Source organism: Streptomyces sp. NPDC014891, from assembly GCF_043081085.1.
Taxonomy (GTDB): domain Bacteria; phylum Actinomycetota; class Actinomycetes; order Streptomycetales; family Streptomycetaceae; genus Streptomyces.
On the sequence record NZ_JBIBWF010000001.1, the window covers coordinates 59,527 to 79,037 of the forward strand.

The 19,511-nt window shown below is 73.0% G+C and carries 18 protein-coding genes and 1 pseudogene; 8 read left to right on the forward strand and 11 right to left on the reverse strand.

Going from position 1 to position 19,511, the window contains the following annotated elements:
- The first annotated feature begins 132 nt into the window (after nucleotides 1-132).
- The 3 genes from ACF09E_RS00285 to ACF09E_RS00295 all read left to right on the forward strand — a co-directional run bounded on the left by ACF09E_RS00285 (nucleotide 133) and on the right by ACF09E_RS00295 (nucleotide 3,876).
- Nucleotides 133-2,001 (forward strand): diacylglycerol kinase family protein, encoded by a 1,869-nt coding sequence (locus ACF09E_RS00285; RefSeq protein ID WP_392203084.1) that lies wholly within the window; start codon nucleotides 133-135, stop codon nucleotides 1,999-2,001.
- Nucleotides 2,001-2,954, forward strand: a complete 954-nt coding sequence (locus ACF09E_RS00290) for a YihY/virulence factor BrkB family protein (RefSeq protein ID WP_392203085.1) — start codon at nucleotides 2,001-2,003, stop codon at nucleotides 2,952-2,954. The genes ACF09E_RS00285 and ACF09E_RS00290 overlap by 1 nt, the downstream gene beginning before the upstream one ends.
- A 64-nt stretch (nucleotides 2,955-3,018) precedes the next feature.
- On the forward strand, nucleotides 3,019-3,876 hold the full coding sequence (locus tag ACF09E_RS00295; protein WP_392203086.1) for a phosphatase PAP2 family protein: 858 nt from the start codon (nucleotides 3,019-3,021) through the stop codon (nucleotides 3,874-3,876).
- A 51-nt stretch (nucleotides 3,877-3,927) separates the two neighbouring features.
- On the opposite strand, the gene ACF09E_RS00300 is transcribed toward ACF09E_RS00295, so the two are convergent.
- Entirely contained in the window at nucleotides 3,928-5,757 is a 1,830-nt protein-coding gene (locus tag ACF09E_RS00300) for an alkyl/aryl-sulfatase (RefSeq protein WP_392203087.1), read from the reverse strand.
- Between the two features lie 316 nt (nucleotides 5,758-6,073).
- Between ACF09E_RS00300 and ACF09E_RS00305 the strand changes: the two genes are divergently transcribed.
- Nucleotides 6,074-7,501 (forward strand): hypothetical protein, encoded by a 1,428-nt coding sequence (locus tag ACF09E_RS00305; protein WP_392203088.1) that lies wholly within the window; start codon nucleotides 6,074-6,076, stop codon nucleotides 7,499-7,501.
- Nucleotides 7,502-7,513: 12 nt separating this feature from the next.
- Here ACF09E_RS00305 and ACF09E_RS00310 read toward each other — a convergent pair whose 3' ends face one another.
- A complete protein-coding gene (locus tag ACF09E_RS00310) occupies nucleotides 7,514-8,167 on the reverse strand; it encodes a CatB-related O-acetyltransferase (protein ID WP_392203089.1) in 654 nt (217 codons plus the stop codon).
- 204 nt (nucleotides 8,168-8,371) lie between these two features.
- Here ACF09E_RS00310 and ACF09E_RS00315 point away from each other — a divergent pair, with 204 nt between their 5' ends.
- Nucleotides 8,372-9,580, forward strand: coding sequence for a hypothetical protein (locus ACF09E_RS00315; RefSeq protein ID WP_392203090.1), 1,209 nt, complete (start codon nucleotides 8,372-8,374; stop codon nucleotides 9,578-9,580).
- A gap of 151 nt (nucleotides 9,581-9,731) precedes the next feature.
- Nucleotides 9,732-10,472 (forward strand): class I SAM-dependent methyltransferase, encoded by a 741-nt coding sequence (locus ACF09E_RS00320; RefSeq protein WP_392203091.1) that lies wholly within the window; start codon nucleotides 9,732-9,734, stop codon nucleotides 10,470-10,472.
- A gap of 140 nt (nucleotides 10,473-10,612) precedes the next feature.
- Here the strand turns inward: ACF09E_RS00320 and ACF09E_RS00325 are convergent, their stop codons facing one another.
- From ACF09E_RS00325 to ACF09E_RS00335, 3 genes are all read right to left on the reverse strand, one after another.
- Nucleotides 10,613-10,804, reverse strand: coding sequence for a ferredoxin (locus tag ACF09E_RS00325; protein ID WP_148001411.1), 192 nt, complete (start codon nucleotides 10,802-10,804; stop codon nucleotides 10,613-10,615).
- 19 nt (nucleotides 10,805-10,823) lie between these two features.
- Nucleotides 10,824-12,014 (reverse strand): cytochrome P450, encoded by a 1,191-nt coding sequence (locus ACF09E_RS00330; protein WP_392203092.1) that lies wholly within the window; start codon nucleotides 12,012-12,014, stop codon nucleotides 10,824-10,826.
- Nucleotides 12,015-12,294: 280 nt separating this feature from the next.
- Complete coding sequence (locus tag ACF09E_RS00335) at nucleotides 12,295-12,723, reverse strand: VOC family protein (protein WP_392203093.1); 429 nt, start codon at nucleotides 12,721-12,723, stop codon at nucleotides 12,295-12,297.
- A gap of 204 nt (nucleotides 12,724-12,927) precedes the next feature.
- Between ACF09E_RS00335 and ACF09E_RS00340 the strand changes: the two are divergent.
- A pseudogene (locus ACF09E_RS00340) lies at nucleotides 12,928-13,263 on the forward strand (response regulator transcription factor); the annotation flags it as partial.
- Nucleotides 13,264-13,293: 30 nt separating this feature from the next.
- Here ACF09E_RS00340 and ACF09E_RS00345 read toward each other — a convergent pair.
- The 6 genes from ACF09E_RS00345 to ACF09E_RS00370 all read right to left on the reverse strand — a co-directional run bounded on the left by ACF09E_RS00345 (nucleotide 13,294) and on the right by ACF09E_RS00370 (nucleotide 18,142).
- Nucleotides 13,294-14,043 (reverse strand): hypothetical protein, encoded by a 750-nt coding sequence (locus ACF09E_RS00345; RefSeq protein WP_392203094.1) that lies wholly within the window; start codon nucleotides 14,041-14,043, stop codon nucleotides 13,294-13,296.
- A 62-nt stretch (nucleotides 14,044-14,105) separates the two neighbouring features.
- On the reverse strand, nucleotides 14,106-14,417 hold the full coding sequence (locus ACF09E_RS00350) for a hypothetical protein (RefSeq protein WP_392203095.1): 312 nt from the start codon (nucleotides 14,415-14,417) through the stop codon (nucleotides 14,106-14,108).
- Nucleotides 14,418-14,537: 120 nt separating this feature from the next.
- Nucleotides 14,538-15,056, reverse strand: coding sequence for a hypothetical protein (locus ACF09E_RS00355; protein WP_392203096.1), 519 nt, complete (start codon nucleotides 15,054-15,056; stop codon nucleotides 14,538-14,540).
- Complete coding sequence (locus tag ACF09E_RS00360) at nucleotides 15,053-17,116, reverse strand: DUF6571 family protein (protein WP_392203097.1); 2,064 nt, start codon at nucleotides 17,114-17,116, stop codon at nucleotides 15,053-15,055. The genes ACF09E_RS00355 and ACF09E_RS00360 overlap by 4 nt, the downstream gene beginning before the upstream one ends.
- Nucleotides 17,116-17,559 carry a hypothetical protein gene (locus ACF09E_RS00365; protein WP_392203098.1) on the reverse strand — a complete coding sequence of 148 codons (444 nt, stop codon included), beginning with the start codon at nucleotides 17,557-17,559 and terminating at the stop codon, nucleotides 17,116-17,118. Before ACF09E_RS00365 ends, ACF09E_RS00360 begins: the two co-directional genes overlap by 1 nt.
- 187 nt (nucleotides 17,560-17,746) lie before the next feature.
- Nucleotides 17,747-18,142: a hypothetical protein gene (locus tag ACF09E_RS00370; RefSeq protein ID WP_392203099.1), complete on the reverse strand. Its 396-nt coding sequence runs from the start codon at nucleotides 18,140-18,142 to the stop codon at nucleotides 17,747-17,749.
- A gap of 240 nt (nucleotides 18,143-18,382) precedes the next feature.
- Between ACF09E_RS00370 and ACF09E_RS00375 the strand changes: the two genes are divergently transcribed.
- Complete coding sequence (locus tag ACF09E_RS00375; protein WP_392203100.1) at nucleotides 18,383-19,390, forward strand: ArsR/SmtB family transcription factor; 1,008 nt, start codon at nucleotides 18,383-18,385, stop codon at nucleotides 19,388-19,390.
- The last annotated feature ends 121 nt before the right edge of the window (nucleotides 19,391-19,511 follow it).

The window sequence follows — 19,511 nt, forward strand, 5'->3', positions numbered from 1 at the left end:
CGGGGCCCGCGCGGCCGGGCGCCGCGGGGAGTGCGGCACGGTCACCGGCTTCCCGGGCACTGCTCGGCGGCGCCACGGGCGCTGCTCGGAACGGACGGCATCATCCGGCCGCGACGGGCAAAGCGGTCTGGCATGACGACACAGACGGACGAGGCCGCGAGACCCTCCCGGCTTCTCATACTGGTCCCCGCACAGGTGAGCCTGATGGTGGGGCTGGGGCTGCTGCTGACCCGGACCTCCGTGGCCGACCTGGTCACGCCCGCCGAGGACCGGGTCAACCGCGCTCTCGCCGCCGGTCGGACCGCTCTCGGCGACACCCTGACGGGCGGGCTGTCGATGCTGGCAGGGACCCAGGCGATCATCGCCGTGGCCCTGCTCTGCGTCCTCGCGCTGCTCCTCCTGCCGTCCGGGCCCCGCTGGCCGGAGGCACTGTTCCTGGGTGCCTCGGTGGCCCTGCAGTCGGCGATCTTCGTGGTCGTGACCCTCTTCGTGCAGCGGGACCGCCCCGATGTGCCGCACCTCGACGCGGCGCCGCCGACGTCGAGCTTCCCGTCCGGTCATGTCGGGGCCTCGACCGCCCTGTTCGGAGGCCTCGCCGTGCTGGCGCTGCGGCGCCTGCGGGGCCCGTGGCGGTACGTCGTCGTGACGGCGCTGGTGCTCGTACCGCCGCTGGTCGGTCTGTCGCGGCTGTACCGGGGCATGCACCATCCCACCGACGTCGCCGGCGGCCTGCTCAACGGCTCGCTGACGCTGCTCGTGGTCGGGTCGGTGCTCCTCGCCGGACGCCGGTCCGAGACCGCGGACGACGGCGGCCGCCGCCCCTCCTCCCCGGGTGCCTCTCCCTCGCTTCCCCCGGACGCTCCCGCGGCGGGCCCGGTCGTCGTCGTCCGCCATCCGCACGCCTGCGACCAGCCGCTCGCCGACCGCGTCCGCGCCGTCCTGGAATCCCACGGCCACCGCCGGCAGCAGTGGATCGACACCACCGCCGAGCGGCCGAGCGGCGACCTCGCCGAGGTCTGCGCCGCGCTCCCGGCGGCCGGGCCCGCGCAGGACCGCGCCGACCTGGTCGTCGTCTGCGGCGGCGACGGCACCGTGCGGGCCTGCGCCGACGTGGTGGCCGGAACCGGGATCGCGCTCGCCGTCGTGCCCTGCGGCACCGGCAACCTGCTCGCCCGCAACCTGGGGCTCCCGCTGGATCCGGCGACGGCACTGGCCGAGGCGCTGGACGGTGGCTGCTCCGGCATCGACGTGGGACGCGTGAGCGGCGACGGAATCGAGCCCGCGCGGTTCACGGTCATGGCGGGGGCCGGCTTCGACGCCGCCATGGTCCGCGACGCCTCGCCCGCCCTCAAGGCCCGGCTGGGCTGGCTCGCGTACCTCCTCGCGGCGGCCCGGCACCTCGGCGACCCCCGTACCCGGGTGACCCTCCGGGTGGACGGCGGTCCGCGCCGCCGCCACCGCGCCCGCATGGTCGTCGTCGGCAACGTCGGCACGCTGCAGGGCGGACTCGAACTGCTGCCGGGGGCCCGCGCCGACAGCGGACGCGTCGACGTCGTGCTGTTCGACCCGGAAGGCGCGGCCGGCTGGCTCGCCGCGACCGGACACCTCGTGTCCCGGGCGCTGCGCCCCCGCTCCGCCGCGTCCCGGCAGCGGACCGGACCGGCGGCCGACCCCGCGGTCTCCGGCCGCCGGACCGTGGCCGGCGGGGCCCTGACGTACTACAGCGGCCGGCACGTCGACATCCGGTTCGCCACGGCGCAACCTCGTGAGATCGACGGGGACACCGTGGCCGACGGACGGCGGCTGGTCGTGGAGACGGAGCCGGGCGCGCTGCGCGTACGCCTGCCGCGCGCTCCGGGAGCCACCCCCCTCCGGCCGGAAGCCGCCGCCCCGCGCCGCGTCGACGGTGCCGTGCCCACCCCCGCCGGAGCCCCGGACCGTCCCGTCCCGTCCGACGTCCTCGCGCCGCTCGCACCGCGGCGCACCCAGGCAGGTGCGTGATGGGAACCGCGACCCGTGTGCCGCAGCGACGTGACGTCCGCGGCGAGGAGCTGTCCGGCGACGAGGCGTGGGCCGCACTGCGCCGCTACGGGGGCTGGCGGCTGGCCCGGGACTCCTTCGTGCGGTTCCGCTACGCCGACGGCTTCAGCCACTCCCGCGCCCTGGCCCTGCAGACCGTGCTGTCCATCGTGCCGCTGGCCATCGCCGCCATCGGTCTGTCGAGCGTCCTGCACACCGAGGACATCGGCCGGGTCGCGCAGCTGACGATCAGCCGGATCACCAGCGGTCCCAGCCAGCAGCTGGTCGACGACGCGCTGCGCGAGAGCCGGCGGCACGCCGACGACGGCGGCCAGGCGGCCCTCTGGCTCGGGCTGCTGTTCTCCCTGATGAACGTGACGACGAGCCTGTGCCAGGTGGAGCGCGGTGCCAACCGCATCTACGGGAACGAGCGGGACCGGCCGTTCCTCCACAAGTACGTGCGGGGGCTGGTGATGGCGGCGCTCGCCGGGCTCCCCCTGGGGCTCAGCTTCGTCGTCACGGTCCTCGGCAGCGACCTCACCCACTCGTTCGCGGAGGTCTACCGTTTCGGGCCCGACACCGTGCGGGCCTGGGAGATCCTGCGCTGGCCCATCGGGATCATCCTGGCCATCCTGGCGACCAGCGCGATCTTCCGCATGGCACCCCGCCGCGCCCAACCGGGCTACACCTGGCTGGCCTTCGGCGCCGTCGTCTATCTGATCCTGTGGCTCACGGCGACCTGGGCGCTGAGCCTGTACGTCGGTGCCAGCGGCTCGTTCACCACCATCTACGGCCCCCTCAGCGCGATCGTCTCCCTGCTGCTGTGGTCCTACCTGACCTCGCTCGCCCTCTTCCTCGGCCTCTCCTTCGCCGCGCAGCTGGAGGCGACGCGCGCCGGTGTGAAGGAGCCGGTGGGCCGGGATCCCGGCGTCTGAGCACCCCTCCCCCGGGAGCCGGTTCCGGCTGCTCCCCACGACACGTAAGGAAGTCTGCTTCCCCATGGCACAGCGCACCACGCGAGCCCCGAGGCCCGGCGTCCGGGCCCTGAACCCCCGTCACCTCGGTGCCGACGCGACCTTCGGGACCCGGCTCGTCCTGGCGGCGGTCGCCACCGCCGTGGTGGCCGTCCCGTTCGCGCTCGCCCTGGTGCTGGTCGAGTCGCAGTGGGCGCCGCTGCACCGGCTCGACCGGACCACCGCCGAGCGGCTGCACCAGACCGCCCTCGAACACCCGGGCTGGGTGCGGGTCCTGGAGTTCTTCTCCAGCTACGTGTGGGATCCGGTCACGATGCGTCTGCTCGTCGCCGCCGTGGTGGTGTGGCTGCTGACCCGCCGGGCGTGGCGGCTCGCGGCCTGGGCGTCCGTCACGGCGGTGGCCGGCGGGCTCATCGGACTGCTGACGAAGCTCATGGTCGAACGGGCCCGCCCGCACCTGCCGGATCCGGTGTCCCACGCTCCCGGCTTCTCCTTCCCCTCCGGGCACGCGATGACCGCGACCACCTCCTGTGCCGTGCTCCTGCTGATCCTGATCCCCCTGGTGCCCCGGGCCTGGCGGCCGCTGCCGTGGGTCGTCGCGGTCGTCGCCGTCCTGGGCGTCGGCTACACGAGGGTCGCGCTCGGCGTGCACTGGGTGAGCGACGTCGTCGGGGGCTGGCTGCTCGGCATCACCGTCGTCACGGCGACCACCCTGGTCTTCGAGGCCTGGCGGCTCGACACCGGACGCCGGCGCACGACGCCCGCGCAGGGCCTGGAACCGGAACTGTCGTCGGCCACGCCGGAACCGCCCCTGGACCTGCACCCTGTGCCGGCCCCGTCGGACGAGCCGCACGACCCGCCCCGGACCCCCCACTCCGGCTGAGACGCGGGCCCGGCGCCCCCGCCACCGTCCGGGCGGGTGCGCCCCGACGTCTCAGGGGGTGACGACAGGGAAGTTCGGATCGGGCGTCGTCACGTACGAGAGGAGGCGGTCGAGCAGTCCCGCGTCTCCCTCGGTCTCCACCCCGTCCAGCCCTCCGCCCGCGAGGACGTCGAGGAGCTGCCGCTTGGTCAGCGTCAGGACGAGGCCGGCCGGAGTGCGCGGTGCGGTGCTCACCCGGTGGGTCAGCGCGCCGTTGTGGAGGGTGAGGCGGTGCCTGTGCCGCTCGTCGGCGGGATCGGTGACGAGGAGGTCGATCGTCAGGTCCTCGTCCCAGGCCCGGGGGCCGTCGATCCGGATGGCGAGGGAGTCGATCAGCATGGGCACCGTGAGGTTCATGATCATCTCGGGGTTGGCCAGATCGACGATCTCGGAACGCGGGCCCTCCCGGAGTTCCTTGGCTCCCGTGAGGTAGAAGTTGCGCCAGGTGGCGTTCTCGGCGCCGTGTCCGAGGCGCGTGTAGACGTCGGCGAGGGTCTCCCTGGCCTCCGTGTCCTCCGGGTCCGCGAAGACCACGTGGTTGAGGAGGGTCGCGGCGAAGCGCAGGTCGCCCGCCTCGACGTACGAGCGGGCCTTGGCCAGGGCCTGGGCCGGTCCCCCGGCCACCTCCACGTACCTGCGGGCCAGTTCGACGGGCGGATGTTCCCAGAGGTGCGCCGGGTTGCCGTCGAACCAGCCGAGGTAGCGCTGGTAGACGGCCTTGCTGTTGTGGCTGACCGAGCCGTAGTAGCCGCGGGCGTGCCAGGCCTTCTCCAGGGCCGGCGCGAGGCGGATCCGTTCGGCGATCTCGACGCCGGTGAGCCCCTCGTTGAGCATGCGGAGGGTCTGGTCGTGGAGGTACGCGTACACGTCCCGCTGCTCGTGGAGGAAGCGCACCACGTCGTCGTGGCCCCACGTCGGCCAGTGGTGCGAGGCGAACGCGACGTCGTAGCGGCCGTAGAAGTACTCGACGGCCTCGTCCAGGTACCTCGCCCAGATCCTGCTGTCCCGGACCAGGGCGCCGCGCAGGGTGAGCACGTTGTGCAGGGTGTGCGTGGCGTTCTCGGCCAGGCACAGGGCACGCCGGTCGGGGAAGAGGAAGTTCATCTCGGCGGGCGCCTCGGTGCCGGGCGTGAGCTGGAAGAGGATGCGGACCCCGTCGACGGTTTCCTCCTGGCCGGTCCGGGTGACCTCGACGGTCGGCGGGACGAGGGTGAAGGTGCCGGTGGAGGTGCCCTGACCGAGCCCGACACCGATCTGGCCGTCGGGTGACGTGGGCAGCATCACCCCGTACATGTAGCCGGCGCGCCGGCCCATCGCTCCCCCGGCGTACACGTTCTCGCTGACGGCGTGCTCCAGGAAGCCGGCCGGAGCGAGGACGGGGACGCCCTGCTCGGTGCCGTGCGGGAGGACCCCGCGCGCGCCGCCGAAGTGGTCGCCGTGCGAATGGGTGTAGATCAGGCCCGTGACGGGCCGGTCGCCGCGGTGCGCCCGGTAGAGGGCGAGCGCGGCGGCCGCCGTCTCGGCGGAGATCAGCGGGTCGATGACGACGACTCCGCGGTCGCCTTCGACGAGGGTCATGTTGGAGAGGTCGAGGCCCCGCACCTGGTAGACGCCGTCGGTCACCTCGTACAGCCCCTGGCGGGCGCAGAGGCCGCTCTGGCGCCAGAGGCTCGGGTGCGCGGTGTCCGGGCATTCGGCGTTCAGGAACCCGTAGGCGTCGTTGTCCCAGACGACCCGGCCGTCGGCGGCTGCGACCACGCCGGGGTCGAGGGGGGCGACGAAGCCGCGGTCGGCGTCCTCGACGTCCGTCGTGTCGTCGAAGGAGGGCAGGGTGTCGCTCATCCGCGCGTGCTCCGATCCGCCGTACCGCGTGCCTGTACCGGTCACCCGCGTCCGACGCATGGGTGTCCGAACCGATCGCCTGTCCGAACCATCTGACCACCGCCCCGACCGGGCCGCATGTCGATCGGGGCGGAGGCCGGACGCCGACCGGCGGCGGCGATCGTCGCCACTGGGCACGCGGGTTCCACGCCCCCTGCGGTACAGGACCAGGCCCGGACCAGGGAGTTCTCCGGGCAGCAGCTAGCATCCGTACGTTCGGGACGGCCGCTCGGCCTGCCCCGGGCGGTCCGTCGTCGCTCCGAGCGTGGGGAAGTCTGTGTCCGATCCGTTGGCCGGGGATCCTCGTACGGCCGCAGTCGCCGCGGGCGAGGGCATCACCCTCTCCGACAGCCACCAGAAGGTCCTGCTGCGGGAGCTCGGGGCCGGGGAGGTCGTCCGGTCCGTCTACCACGACGGCTGGGGCTACGCCGTGCTCACCGGCGAGGCCCTCCTCCTCTTCCGCAACCTCCTCGCGCCGAAGGTGACCCGCGTGCCCGGGCCGCCGGTGATCCTGCGGAGCTCGTACGGCATGTTCGACGCGGTCGACGTCCTGGTGGGCGGAAGGCCGCACAAGCTGCACGGTTCGAAGCTCGACCCGAAGGGCGAGCTGCTCGAAGCGGCGGGCGCCCTCCTGCCGTGGGACTCGCCCCTGCGCCCCCGCGGCCGGAAGCGGACCTCGACCTGGATACGGCGGCATCCGGTGTCGGTGGCCGTCGGCGTCGCGGCGGTGCTCGTCGCCGGGGTCGGCGGGCCCGGTCAGCCGGGGGCCGTGGCGCAGGGCGGGTCGGACCACGCCGACACCGTGCCCGACCTCCGGGGCACCTCCCTGGCCACGGCCGCCGCGACCGCACGCCGCGGATCGTGGCGGGTGACGGCCGCCGACGCGACGTCCGCGTACCGGCCGGTGACGGCTGCGCGGGCGGACTGGCGCGTCTGCTTCCAGACCCCCGCCGCCGGTGAGCCGACCCGCCCGGGCAGCAGGGCGCTGACCTTGTACGCGGCCCCGGAGGCGGAGCCGTGCCCCACCGCTCTCGACGGGACCCGGCGCGTGGTGATGCCGGACCTCGTCGGCGAGCGGTTCGACGCCGCGTCACGTGCCCTCGCGGCACTCGACCTCGACCGTGTGACGCGCTTCCACACGCACACGGGTCGGCGTCTGGACGACCGGCCGCGCCGGGACCTGGCGGACTGGCAGGTGTGCCGTCAGCAGCCGGAGGGGGGCATCGAGGTGCCCGTCACGACACAGGTCGACCTGTGGCTCCTCGGTCCGGGGCTCTCCTGCACGGCGCCGAGCCCGAAACCCGAGCCGAAGCCCGAACCCCGGCCGAAGCCCGGTTCCTCGTCGGGTGCGCAGGGGGACGGGACTCCCGACCCACGGCCTCGACCGTCCCGCGACCACGGGTCCGCTTCCGGCTCCGGATCGGGTTCCGGGTCTGGTTCTGGTTCCGGGTCTGGTTCTGGTTCTGGTTCACGCGGCGGTATGTCGGGGAGCGGCGGCGACGGTGGAGGCTCGGGCTCTTCCGGGAGCTCAGGCGGCTCTGGCGGTACGAGTGGGACGAGCGGTGGGTCCGGTGGCGGATCCGGCGTCGGATTCGGCCAGTTCTGCTCCCCGGTCGGTGCCACGGCGACGACCTCCGACGGACGTCCGGCGAAGTGCTACATGGGCAAGGACGGCGCCGCCCGGTGGGGGTACCACTCCGGCTGAGTCCCCCTGGAGTCAGCGCCGGTCGAGCCGGGCGGCCGCCTCCTCCAGGTCCGCGACCGTTCCCGACATGATCGCCCGTACGTGCCGGGTGATGTGTGCGACGGGCCAGTCCCACCAGGCCACGGCGAGCAGGCGGGTGATGTCCTCGGCGTCGTAGCGGGTCCGGATGAGCCGGGCGGGATTGCCGCCGACGATGCCGTAGTCGGGGACGTCGGCGGTCACCACGGCGCCGGCGGCGACGATCGCGCCGTGCCCGATACGGACGCCGGGCATGACCGTCGCGCCGTGGCCGAACCACACGTCGTTCCCGACGACCGTGTCGCCCCGCCCGGGCAGTCCGGTGATCAGGTCGAAGTGCTCCGACCAGGAACCCCCCATGGTGGGGAACGGGAAGGTGGAGGGGCCGTCCATACGGTGGTTGGCGCCGTTCATGAGGAAGCGCGTGCCCGTGCCCAGGGCGCAGTACTTCCCGATGACGAGCCGCTCGGGGCCGTAGTGGTAGAGGACGTTGCGCGTCTCGAACGCGGTCGGGTCGTCCGGGTCGTCGTAGTACGAGAAGTCGCCGACGTCGATCAGCGGGGACTTCACCAACGGCTTGAGCAGGACCACGCGCGGGTGCTCGGGCATCGGGTGGAGCACGGTGGGATCAGCGGGAACAAGCGGCATCGCGGGGGCGGTTCCTCTCCGTCGTCGACCTTGCGGGACAGCTGTCGCGTCGAGACGCCGGCACAGCGCCGATCCCGACCGTACCCGGACCGCCGGGCGGCCCGGCCGGGACTCCCCGCCGGGACTCCCCGCCGGACGGGCGCCTGCACGGGCGTCGGAGGAGACGACCTGCTCGGCGAGTCGCCCGGGCCGTAGCATCCCAGGATGCGAAGCATCGAGGCCCTGGTACCGCGGGCCGGATTCGAGGACACGGCGGCCCTGCATGAGGTCGACGCGGGCGAACTCGCCCGGTATGCCGTGGATCCCCGGCAGCCGTGGTGGCGCCGCCGGTCGTGCGTGTCGGCGCTCACCGGCCGGGTGCCCGAGGCGTACGTCCCCGGCCTGATCGCGCGCGTCCAGGACCCCTCGGACACCGCCGAGGTGCGCAGGGCCCTCCTCGGCCTGCTCTCCGACCGGGCGGAGCTGCTGCCGTGGCTGCGACACGAGGACCGTGCGGCCGACCCGGCCTACGGCATGGCCGCGGCCTTCCTCGAGGCGCGGGGCCTGCTCGGCGACCTCTCGGCCGCGCGCGAGCTGGCGACGCTGGCCGCCTCGCCGTGGCGGAACGCCCGTGACGCGGGCGACGCCGGCCTGGACGGCCTCGTGGGCCGGCACGGAGTCGACGTCGTCCTGGCCGAACTCGGCGAGGACCGCCCCGAGGACCGGGAGTTCCGCGTCTGGATGCGGTACCGCGCCGAGGAGGACGTCACGTACGCCCTCGCGGACCCGGACCGGCGGGTGGCCCACGCCGCCCACGCGCTCGCCACCGACGCGGACCGGTTGAGGGCCTGGCTCGACGAGCCGCGGACGACCGAGGCCAAGGTCTGGGCGGCCTGCGCGCTCCACCGGCTCACGGAGGACCGGGCCGAGGCGCGGGCGGTGTACGAGCGGCTGGGGCGTCCCCGCGTGGAGGTCGAGGGACTGGACGAGGAGCTGCGCGGCGCCATCGTCCACGAGTACGCCCCGGGGTGCGAGCGTCCGAGCGACCCGCGGTGGCGACTGGAGGCCCTCTGTGCCGAGCCGCCTCCCCGCCCCGATGTGGACGACCTGCTGCGACGGGCGACGGCGGCCCTCACGGCGGCAGGCCTGGAGCCGAAGCCGCCGGTCTCGTGCGGTGAGGACCACCAGCAGGGGGACGGGACGTACCACGTCGTCGAGGCCGGCGGGCACCGGCTGCTGATCAGCACCGTCGGCCCGTTCGCGACCGCCGAGGATCGCCTTCCCGAAGCAGCGATGCGGGCCCTCGCGTCGGCGGGCCTCCGCTGGATCGACGACGCGACGGGAGCGGTCCGGGTCACGGACCTGTGCGTCTACTCCTTCGGCGCGCGGGCCCCCCTCACGGTGGAGGAGCTGCTCTTCGCCTGGCAGGACTAAGGGGTGTCTTGGCCGGCGGACCACGGGGGGACCGCCAGGGAGGGTGCGGATGAGGCCTGCTGGGGGAAGGGACGGGGCGACGGACCGGGAGCGACGACTCCCGCCGCCTCTTCTGTTGACCGCCCCGGCACGACGGTGCTGGAGTCGGCGCGTGGACAGCATCCCCGCCAACCGGCGGCTCTGGAACCGGATCAGCAGCTCCTACCAGCACGCGCACGACCCGCAGATCGGCGCCTCCCCCCGGCTGTGGGGCATGTACTCCGTGCCCGACGCGCGCCTGGGCGTCCTCGGTGACGTGACCGGGAAGCGGGTGCTCGAACTCGGCTGCGGCGCCGGGCAGTGGTCCAGGTCGCTCGCGGCCGAGGGCGCCGCCGTGGTCGGACTCGACCTGTCGGAGGCCCAGCTCGCCGCCGCGGCCGACGCGATGGGCGCGGCCCGTTACGCCCTGGTGCAGGGCGCCGCCGAACGGCTTCCCTTCGCCGACGCCGGCTTCGACCTGGTGTTCTGCGACTTCGGAGGGCTCAGCTGGGCGCCCCCGCACCTGGCCGTCCCGGAGGCGGCTCGCGTCCTGCGCCCCGGTGGACGGCTGGTCTTCAACGTGGCGAGCCCCTGGTTCGAGGCCTGCTACGACGAGGCGGCGGCCCGCGTGACCACGACGCTGCGGCAGGACTACTTCGGGCTCGGCGCCATCGGCGAGGGCGACGGAGCGACCAGCTATCAGCTCACCTACGGAGACTGGGTCAGGGTGCTGCGCGGCGCGGGTCTCGTCATCGACGACCTCGTCGAACCGCGCCCCGAGGCCGGGACACCCAACGGCTACAACGAGACCGACCCGCCCGACTGGGCGCACCGCTGGCCGGCGGAGCTGCTCTGGGTGACCCACAAGGCGTGAGTTTCGTTGCGCCGCGACGGCCGGGAGTACGCCCGCCGGGCGCGAACCCGACAGGCGCGAGCCCGGCAGGCGCCGGCCCGGTGGGCGCGAGCCCCACAGGCGCCAGCCCGGTGGGCGGGCTCCCGTCTCCCGTCGCCCTTCTACGCCTCGACGCTGATCGCCCGGACCGGGCAGGCGCGGGCGGCCTCGCGGACCAGTGGCCCTCCGCCTCCCCCGTCCTGGCCCGGGACCACCTGCCCGAACCCGTCGTCGTCCTGGGTGAAGACGTCAGGAGAGGTCAGGGCGCATTGTCCGGCGCCGATACAGACGTCCCCGTCGATGGAGATGCGCATCCGCTGAGTCCTTTCACCGTCACCACGTGACGGGGAGTTCGAGCATTCCCTGGATCGTGTCGCCGGGCTTGAACGGGATCTCCTGCGCGGGGTCCGCCAGCCGCAGCCCCGGCAGCCGGCGCAGCAGCGTCCCGAGCGCGATCTCCATCTCGGCGCGCGCCAGGTTCTGTCCGAGGCACTGGTGGATGCCGAAGCCGAAGGCCAGGTGGTGCCGCGCCGATCGCGTCCAGTCGAGGCTGTCGGGATCGGCGTAGGCGGCGCCGTCCCGGTTGATGACGGAGGTGGAGAACACCACGCCCTCGCCCGCGCGGATGAGCGTCCCCTCGACCTCCACGTCCTCGCGGGCGACCCGCAGCAGCCCGTCCGCGATCGACAGGAACCGCAGCAGTTCCTCGACGGCCGCGGGGACGAGATCTGGGTCGGCCCGGAGCTCGGCCAGCCTCTCGGGGTGCCGCAGCAGGGTGTACGTACCGAGGGAGATCATGTTCGCGGTGGTCTCGTGCCCGGCGATCAGCAGGATGGTGGCGAGCTGGACCAGCTCCTCGCGGTCGGGGCCGCCGGTCTCCTGCTGCCGTGCCACCAGGTCGTCGAGCACGCCCTCGCCGGGCGTGCGCCGTTTCCGTTCGATCAGATCGCCCAGGTAGTCCTCCAGCCGGGCGAGCGCGTCCTCGGTGTCCGCGCCCGTCGGCCCCCGGAGCAGTCGAGCGGACTGCTTCTCGAAGAAGTCGTGGTCCTCGTACGGGACTCCGAGGAGGTCACAGATCACGATCGAGGGCACCGGCAGTGCGAAGGCGCTCACCAGCTCGGCCGGCGGCCCCTCGGCCTCCATCGCGTCGAGGAGCCGGTCGACGGTCTCCTGGATGCGGGGGCGCAGCCGCTCGGCGCGCTTGAGCGTGAAGCTCGGGATCAGCATGCGGCGCTGGACGTTGTGCTCGGGATCGTCCCAGCCGAGGAGCGCGGCGCGCCTGCGCCGGCGGAGGGCTGCCGCCCGCTCGGTCGTGAGCGGGAAGTCGGCGCGGGTGGAGTCGGTGGACAGGCGTGGGTCCGAGAGCAGGGTGCGGCCGGCCGCGTGCCCGCTGACCAGCCACACGGAGCGGCCGTCCCACAGGGTCACCCGCGACAGCGGGCGCTCCTCGCGCAACGGGTCGTAGGCGGTGGGCGGGTGGTAGGGGCAGGTCCGGTTCTGGGGGAACGCCACGGCTTCCGTCATGGGGGCCTCGCAAGGGGCGAATCGGCGGCTCGGAGATTGATGCCGTATCCACTACATGCCTCAGGCACCTATCTGGTCTACGCAGAGTTCGGCCATTCCACCGGAACGTGGTCATCCATTCGGCGGGGGCGCGACGTACGCGCCGTACTCCGCCCCCGGATTCAGGGGGCTGGGTGGTCGTTCTGTCCACGCGCAGGGCGTGTGTCCGCGTGTGCGGCGGATCGGGCCGCGGACCCGATCCGGGCGACCGGGCCCTGGGCGGAGAGCCCCGGTCGAACCGTCAGGAGACCTGGGCGGTCGGGTCTGAGACGACCGGCGCCATCGTGGTCAGGACGAAGGCGTGACCACCGGGGTCGGTGTAGCGGCGCACGTCGGTGCGCCGGTCGGTCCGCGTTCCGTCGTGCTCGACGGCGATGGGCCGAGCGCCGAGCGACACGACCTCGCGCTCCGCCTCGTCGAGGGCGTCGGGGGCGACGAAGATCTGCAGGTGGGCCTGCTGGGAGTCCTCGGGGCGCGGCCAGCTCGGCGGCGCCTGCCCGAGGTCACGGCGGATGCCGAGCACCACGCCCTCGTGGCCCGAGACGAGCAGCAGGTCGTTGTCGCCTCCGGCGGGTCGGACGGTGGCGCCGAGGAGTTCCGCGTAGAAGCGCGCGAGGGGTTCGGGATCGGTGGAGTCGAGGACGAGGACGCTCGTCTTGAGAACAGGCATGCCCCTCGTCTGCCCCGCGGGACCACGGCCATACCCATGGCCGGAACCTGTCCGAAAGTCGCGGGGCGCGCGGCGCGACCCGGCTCGGGCGAGCCCAGTACTGCGCAGGGGGACGGGACTTGCTCCGCTCGACCGGCGGATCGTCGCGTTCCACGAGTGCGCCGTCAATCGACCGCGCGCCGAATGCCCCGGCGACGCCGACGCGAACTCGCGGAGGCGGTACGGGTGGTGGCGAGGGGCGACACACTGCTCGCCCTCGACCTCACGAAACGGCTGATCGCGGAGTTCTCCCGGCTCTCGGTTCCCCCGCGGAGCCCGCACAAGGACCGGGTGGGAGCCCTGACGGCACGGGAGACCGAGGTCCTGGCCCTGGTCGCCCAGGGCCTGTCGAACGGCGAGACAGCGACCCGTCTCGTCGTCGCCGAGCAGACGGTGAAGACCCATGTGAGCCGCATCCTGGTGAAACGGGGCCTCCGCGACCGTACCCAGGCCGCCGTCTTCGCCTTCGACACCGGCCTCGTCCGCCCGGCGGGTCACTGAACGACGGACGCCGCGGGGCGGCTGCGCGTGTCAGGTGGCCGCGGGGACGTGACGGGCGGACACCAGCCCGGCCATCGTCCGGAGTCGCGCGAAGTAGGCGCCGCAGTACTCCGAGTCGATCAGGGGCACCGCCTTGTCGAGGTCGGCGATGCACGCCCACAGGGTCGCGACGCCGGCGTCGTCGAGCACCCCGTGGAGCTCGCACTGGACGAGGCCGGCGACGTCGGCGTCCAGGAGGACCAACTCCACGCCCCCTACGGCGACGCCACGGAAGCTGTCGGGGTACGGGGCGCGCAGGTGTTCCTCCCACAACAGGGCGAGCCGGTCCTCGGGCCGGCTTCCGGTGGGATCGGCGGCCGCCGCCTCGGCCGCGGAAGACGGTCCGAGGACCAGCGAGACGGCCCGGAACACGGCACGCACCAGGAGGAACGCCCCGAGCGGGCCGACGGCGGCGCTCGTCCGAGTGCCCTGGACGAGCTCATCGCGCAGGAGCCGCCCCCGGTGGAGTTCGGCGGCGAGATCGGCGGGGAAGAGTCCCGCCTCGGCGGCGCGTTCGACGAGGGCCTCGAGCGGTTCGCGGACCGCCGACCGCTCGGTGAGGACGTGCTCCAGGGCGACCAGGGAGTGGGTGACCGCCACGGTGGCGAACTCGTACCGGTAGTACGAATGACGGATCAGCTCGCGGGACGTCTCCAGCGTGCTCATGACGTGCATCGGGGCACCGGCGGGCAGCACCAGGTCGGCCACCACGGAGTCCATGCCCGCGTAGTCGGGAACCACGTCGCGGGTCCGAGGATCGGGCTCTGGCAACGGAGGCGGGCCAGGGCGCGATGAGGGGAGGTTCACAGTCCGTCTCCCCAGCCGAAGGTGATGTTGTACGCGCGCTGCAGAGCGTGGCGGCCGTGGTCCCCGTCGGCGTAGGTCCAGGCGAGGGCCGCCGCGAACCAGAGCAGGAAGACTCCGCCCACGACGGCGACGGCGGCCGGCTTGCCGAACCAGGCGAGGACGAGCAGGACCACGGCCACGGCGGCCGCGCCGATGTGGGCTCCCCGTGAGTCGAGGCGCGCGGCCTTGCGTGCCCGTCTGCGTGCGGCCCGTTCCGCGGCGAAGCGCTCCTCTCGCACGGACTGCGGTTCGTTCACGTCGAAAGTCATCCGGTCCCCCCCCTGGCCCCGACGCTACACGGATCCGCGCCGTACCGGCCCGGGCCCCCTCCGCTCGTACGGCGAAGGCTGCCTCCTGCCGGGTGCGGCGCCTCCGCCGTGCCGGTCGCGTCAGCCCGTGCAGTCCGCCGCCCTCTGCGCGGCGGGCAGGTACGCGGTCATGAGGCGGATCAGGGCCTGCCGGCGCTCGGCGGTGTCGTCCTTCCTGGGGTAGAAGCGCTCGGCGCGGGCCACGAAGACGTGTTCCGCGCCCTCGACCTCGCACCTCGCCGCGGCCGCGACGATCGTGTCGGTGCTCCGTGCCTCGTCGCCGATGCTCACCTTCTCGCCCTGCGGCATCTGCCAGTCCCACGTCACCCGGTAGTCCTCGGTCGGGGGCGCGAGGCGGCCTTCGACGGTGAGGATGCGGCTGCCGTCCACGGAGACGTCGCAGCGGCGCGTCTCCGCGTTCGCGTGCGACGCGCTCGTCGTCAGCTTCTGCCCCGGCAGGAGGACGGGTTCGAGCGCGTCGGGATCGACGGGGACGCCGCACAGCTCGGCCGGTGTCGCGTACTCCCCCTGCACCTCGGTGCACCCGGCCGCGGTCAGTGCCGCGAGCACGGCCAGGGCGGCGAGCGGGCGGCGCCTCACTGGTCACCCGCCAGGCCCTTGGCGCGGCTGTTCCCGTTCAGAGCGGCGAGGTTGATCTCGTTCTCCAGTGTGTAGGCGTTGTTGGCGTGGCCGGGGTTGGCCTTGGCCCACTCCTGCGAGAGGGCGCGCAGCTGGTTCTCCCGGAAGTCGAACGTCTTGCCGTTCTGCTCCTGGATCCCCTTGTTGATCCGCTCCTGCTCGTCGAGCTGCCACTGGTAGGCGAGGGCGTCGACCCCGCGCTGGGCGGCGTCCCCGAGGACCGGGATGAAGTTCGCCGCTCCGCCGAAGCCGTGGTAGAGCCACTTGGCCTCCCAGGACGGGTCGGCCTTGTCGGTCTTCAGCGCCTGGTAGCGGGCCTCCTCCAGGAAGCCGACGGTTGCGCCGCCGCGCTGCAGCGTCTCCTTGGGGTCGCTCGGGTGGTCGCTGTGGATGTCGGCGAGGATCTCGCGGTTCATGGCCTCGTTGAGCATGCCGTAGGCGTTCTGGTCGCGGGAGATCTGCTTGGTGACCTCGAGGAGTGGGGAGCGGTCCAGCTGCCTGGGGTCCTGGTCGTCGTCCGAGAGCGAGCTGGCCGAGTGGTGGACGACGTCACTGTGCCGGGAGAGGACCTTCGCCATGTCGTCGCGCATCTCCGACGGGAAGTCGTCGCCGCGCCCGGCGAGCATGTCGAGCGAGCGGTCCAGGACCTTCCGGTGCTCCGGCGTCAGGTCGACCTGGGGCGCCGTCGGATCGTTGGGGTTCATCCCGGTGGCGGCCGCGGCGAGCGCGGCGCCGGTCGCGTCGAGCGCGGAGTTGCCGTCCTTGGTGTCCAGCGGTGTGTCGTCGAAGGTCTGCCGGTCGCCGAGGACGTACTTCGCGTTGTCGTCGGGATGTGTGGCGTTGAAGAACTCGGTGGCCGCGTCGGGACTGGCCGCCAGGGCCGTCATGAACCCGGTCATCGGGTCGCGGCCGAAGTCCTCGCCGATGAAGTTCATCTTCGGCATCGGCGGCGCGCCGGCGTTCCAGTAGTGGGCGGGCAGCCTCATCTTCTTCTCGGTCGCGACCAGGGCGTTGCCGTAGTCGTTGAGGAAGCGGTTGTCCCAGTCTCCGGTCCGCATGAGATTGCTCATCAGCTGGTAGCCGTACACCTGGCTGCCGCGCGTCTGCACCCGCTCCTCGCCGAGCTTCACCATGTCGTTCTCCCACGTCCGCATGGCGGGGCTGTCGGACTGGGTCGCACCGGCCAGGACGAGGGACAGGTTCTGCTGGAAGTCGCCCAGTTCATTGAGCCGCGCCCGCTGGAGGGTTCCCCCGTCGGAGGGGTCGGACAGGTCGGCCCAGAACTCGAGGACGCCCCGCGGGCCCAGGACGGTCGCCAGCTTCTCCTGGAAGAGCCGGTCGTCCTTGTAGGCGGCGAGGTCCTTGTTGAGCCGGTCGAACTCCTCGGGGGTGAGGTCGTCCCCCTTGTTCTTGAGGAGGTTCGCGATCCGCTCCGCGTCCTTCATCGCGTCGGCGGCACGGTCGCGGTTGTAGTAGGCGGCGTCGGAGAAGCCGTACGGAGTCTGGCTGACCAGCATGGTCAAGGCCTGTGCCGCGGTGCTGTCGCTCTCGGTCGCCTGCTCCAGGATCCTCTGGACCTGGTCCCGCAGGGCGTTGACGTCGGCCTGGGTGTGCTCGGGCACCTCGTGCCCCTTGGCGGCGCGGTCGGGGTGGATGTTCATGGTGACGGTGAAGCCGCCGTCGCCGGTGCCGACCACCGTCAGGTTCCGGGAGAGCCCCTGCTCCACGGCCGTGTTCAGCTGTTCCTTGTAGCCGACGAGTTCGCCGTGGGTGTCCTTGAGGATGTTGGCGATGCTGGTGGCCTGGGTGGCGGCGTCGGCGAACTCCTTGGCGGTCTTGCCGATGAACTCCTTGGTGACGGTGGCGTTCACCCCCTGCCAGTCGGCCTTCGCCGCCTTCCCCCCGAGGTCGTCCCGGGCGTCGGACTCCAGCTCCCAGAGCTTCCTGCCCATGGCCTCCCAGTCGCCGGCGGCCGTGCCGAGCTTCGTGAAGTCGCCGAACCTGAGTGCGTCGAGATCCATCAGTGCCGCGCCCTCTCCTCGAAGCCCGCGTCGAGCTGTTCGAACTTGAACCGGGTGGCGATCCAGTGCTCGTCGTCGGCGTGGGTCTTCTTCGAGTACTCGAGGTGGTTGGAGATGTGACCGCAGGCGTCGAGCAAGGTGTTCACCTGCTCGTTCCACTTCTCGGCGAGCGTGGTCAGCGCCGGGCCGAGCGCGAAGTCCTGCTTCATCGCGGTGCCGGCGTCCTGCGTGCTGGACTTGGCGTGGTCGCCGTCGGTGTCCAGCCGCTGGTGGAGCTTGAAGGCCGCGTCGCCGACGGCCGCGAGGTCGGACTGCTCGACCCTGAGGTTGCCGCCCTGCCCCGCTCCCCCGCCGCCTCCGCCGTCCAGCTGGTTCAGACGCGTCGCCGTCCGCCCCTCCTGTGCCGCCGTCCTGATGCCGGCCCACTCGTCGTCGAACGACAAATCGACACCCCCGTGTCTGATCGGAAAGAGCTGCCCCGGCGCGTCACACCGCCCGTACGGCTCGGGGCAGGTGCGGCCTCGGGGCCGGGCCGACCGCTCCCGTCCGCGGGCGGCCGCACCCGGGATCAGCCTTTCCGATCATGGTCGGGGGGTTCCATAGGTGCTGACACCCATCTTTCGCGCGGTCCTACGGCGTCAGCCGCCGGTACGCGGCGCGTGCGTGGACGAGACGGGCCAGGACGGTTCCGGCGGTCGCGGCGGCGAGCAGGCAGGCGATGCGCGCGATGTCGTACGAGGTCTCCCAGGTGATCTCGCCGATGGGTGCGGTGGCGAACCCGTTCAGCGCGAGCCAGCAGAGCAGCGCCGTGCCCGGTGCGGCGGCGAGACGGGCTCCGGTGCTCACCAGGGCCACGACGACGGAGATCGCCAAGAGGTCGACGGTGGGGTCCGAGTGGCCGTCGAGGAAGTTGAACGCGGTGACGAGCGCGAGGGCGACGACGGAGCTCACGGCCCACACCGAGGGGGTCGCCACAGCACTGGGCACCGGCCGGAGGCCCGAGCTGATCGGCTTCCATTCGAGCATGCTTCGTCTCCTCCACCTCACCCCGCCGTTGGGGCACCCGGAAATCATGCCTCACCGGGAGGGAGCCGCGTCCGGTCGGCCCGGGCCGACCGGACGCGGGGTGCGCCGGGGGGATCTGCGGTACGTGTCTCGTTCACGACGGGGCCGTGTGCGGTGTGTGGCCTGTTCGGTCGTTGTGCGGGGCTCTGCCCGCGCCCGAGACTGATGTGTGCGAACGGGAACACAGGAACGGCACGTCCGGTGAAACGGATCCACTTCACCGACCAGGACCTGATGCGGGTCCGGGTCGCCGGGGGCATCGGGGCGGCCGCGGAGACCCTCGACAGCCTCAGACTGCTGCACGGCCGTGGCGCCGGGCTCGGCTTCCGCCGCTGGCAGGTCGCGGTCCGCGGGCGCGTGGACGAGCGCGCGCGTCCCCTTCTCGCGCTGCTGCCGTCCCTGGGGCCGCAGGTGGACGTGTGGAGCCTGGCCGGGGACTCGATGTCCATCGAGGAGGCGGTGGACCGTCTGCTCGGTGCTCCTCGGGACCTGCTCCGCGTCGAGTTCGAGAACATCCGCTTCCGGCGCGCGGACCGTGCCTGGGCCCGGAATCTGGTGGACGGCGACCGTGAGGCCTGGCTCCAGGTCACCGCGGCCCTCCGGGCCTGCCACGGCGTGACGGTGGCCCCATACGCAGGCGGGATACGCGCACATCTCGCCGAGGTCCGTGGTGCGTATGCGAACGCTATGGCCGAAGGCGGAGTCGAGCGTCTGCTGGGGCAGGTGTGCGGGCCGCTGCTGCGCTGGAGGCCCCCGGTCCTCGAACTGGAGCATCCGCGGGACGCGGACATCCGGCTCGACGGGCGCGGGCTGGTCATCGCCCCCACGGTGTTCTCCTCCGGGGGCGCGGAGCTGATGGTGCCCGTGCTCGATCCGGCCGAGCCGCCCGTCCTCGCCGTTCCCACCGTGTCCGCCGCCCTGGTGGGCGGCACGCTGTGGGACGGCGGCGGTGACGCCTCCGCCGGTCAGGCGCTGGAGGACCTGCTGGGCCGGACGCGGGCGGCGATCCTGGAGTCGGTGGCCGTCGGGCGCAGCACCACGGATCTGGCCCGTCGGCTGGGCATCGCACCGGCGACGGTGAGCCACCACACGTCCGTGCTCCGCAACGCCGGCCTGGTCACCACCCGGCGGGAGGGCAAGGCGGTCCTGCACACCGTGACCTCGATGGGCATGGCCCTGCTGGAGCCGGGCTCGCGCCCCGTGCGGTGACCGGTCGCCCGGGGCCGGGCACCACGACGCACCGCGACGCAGCGCGGCGGATGAGGTCGGCGGGCCACTCCCATGCTTTCGACCAGGCTCGAATACATGGCCCCTCCACCTTTCGCGTCCC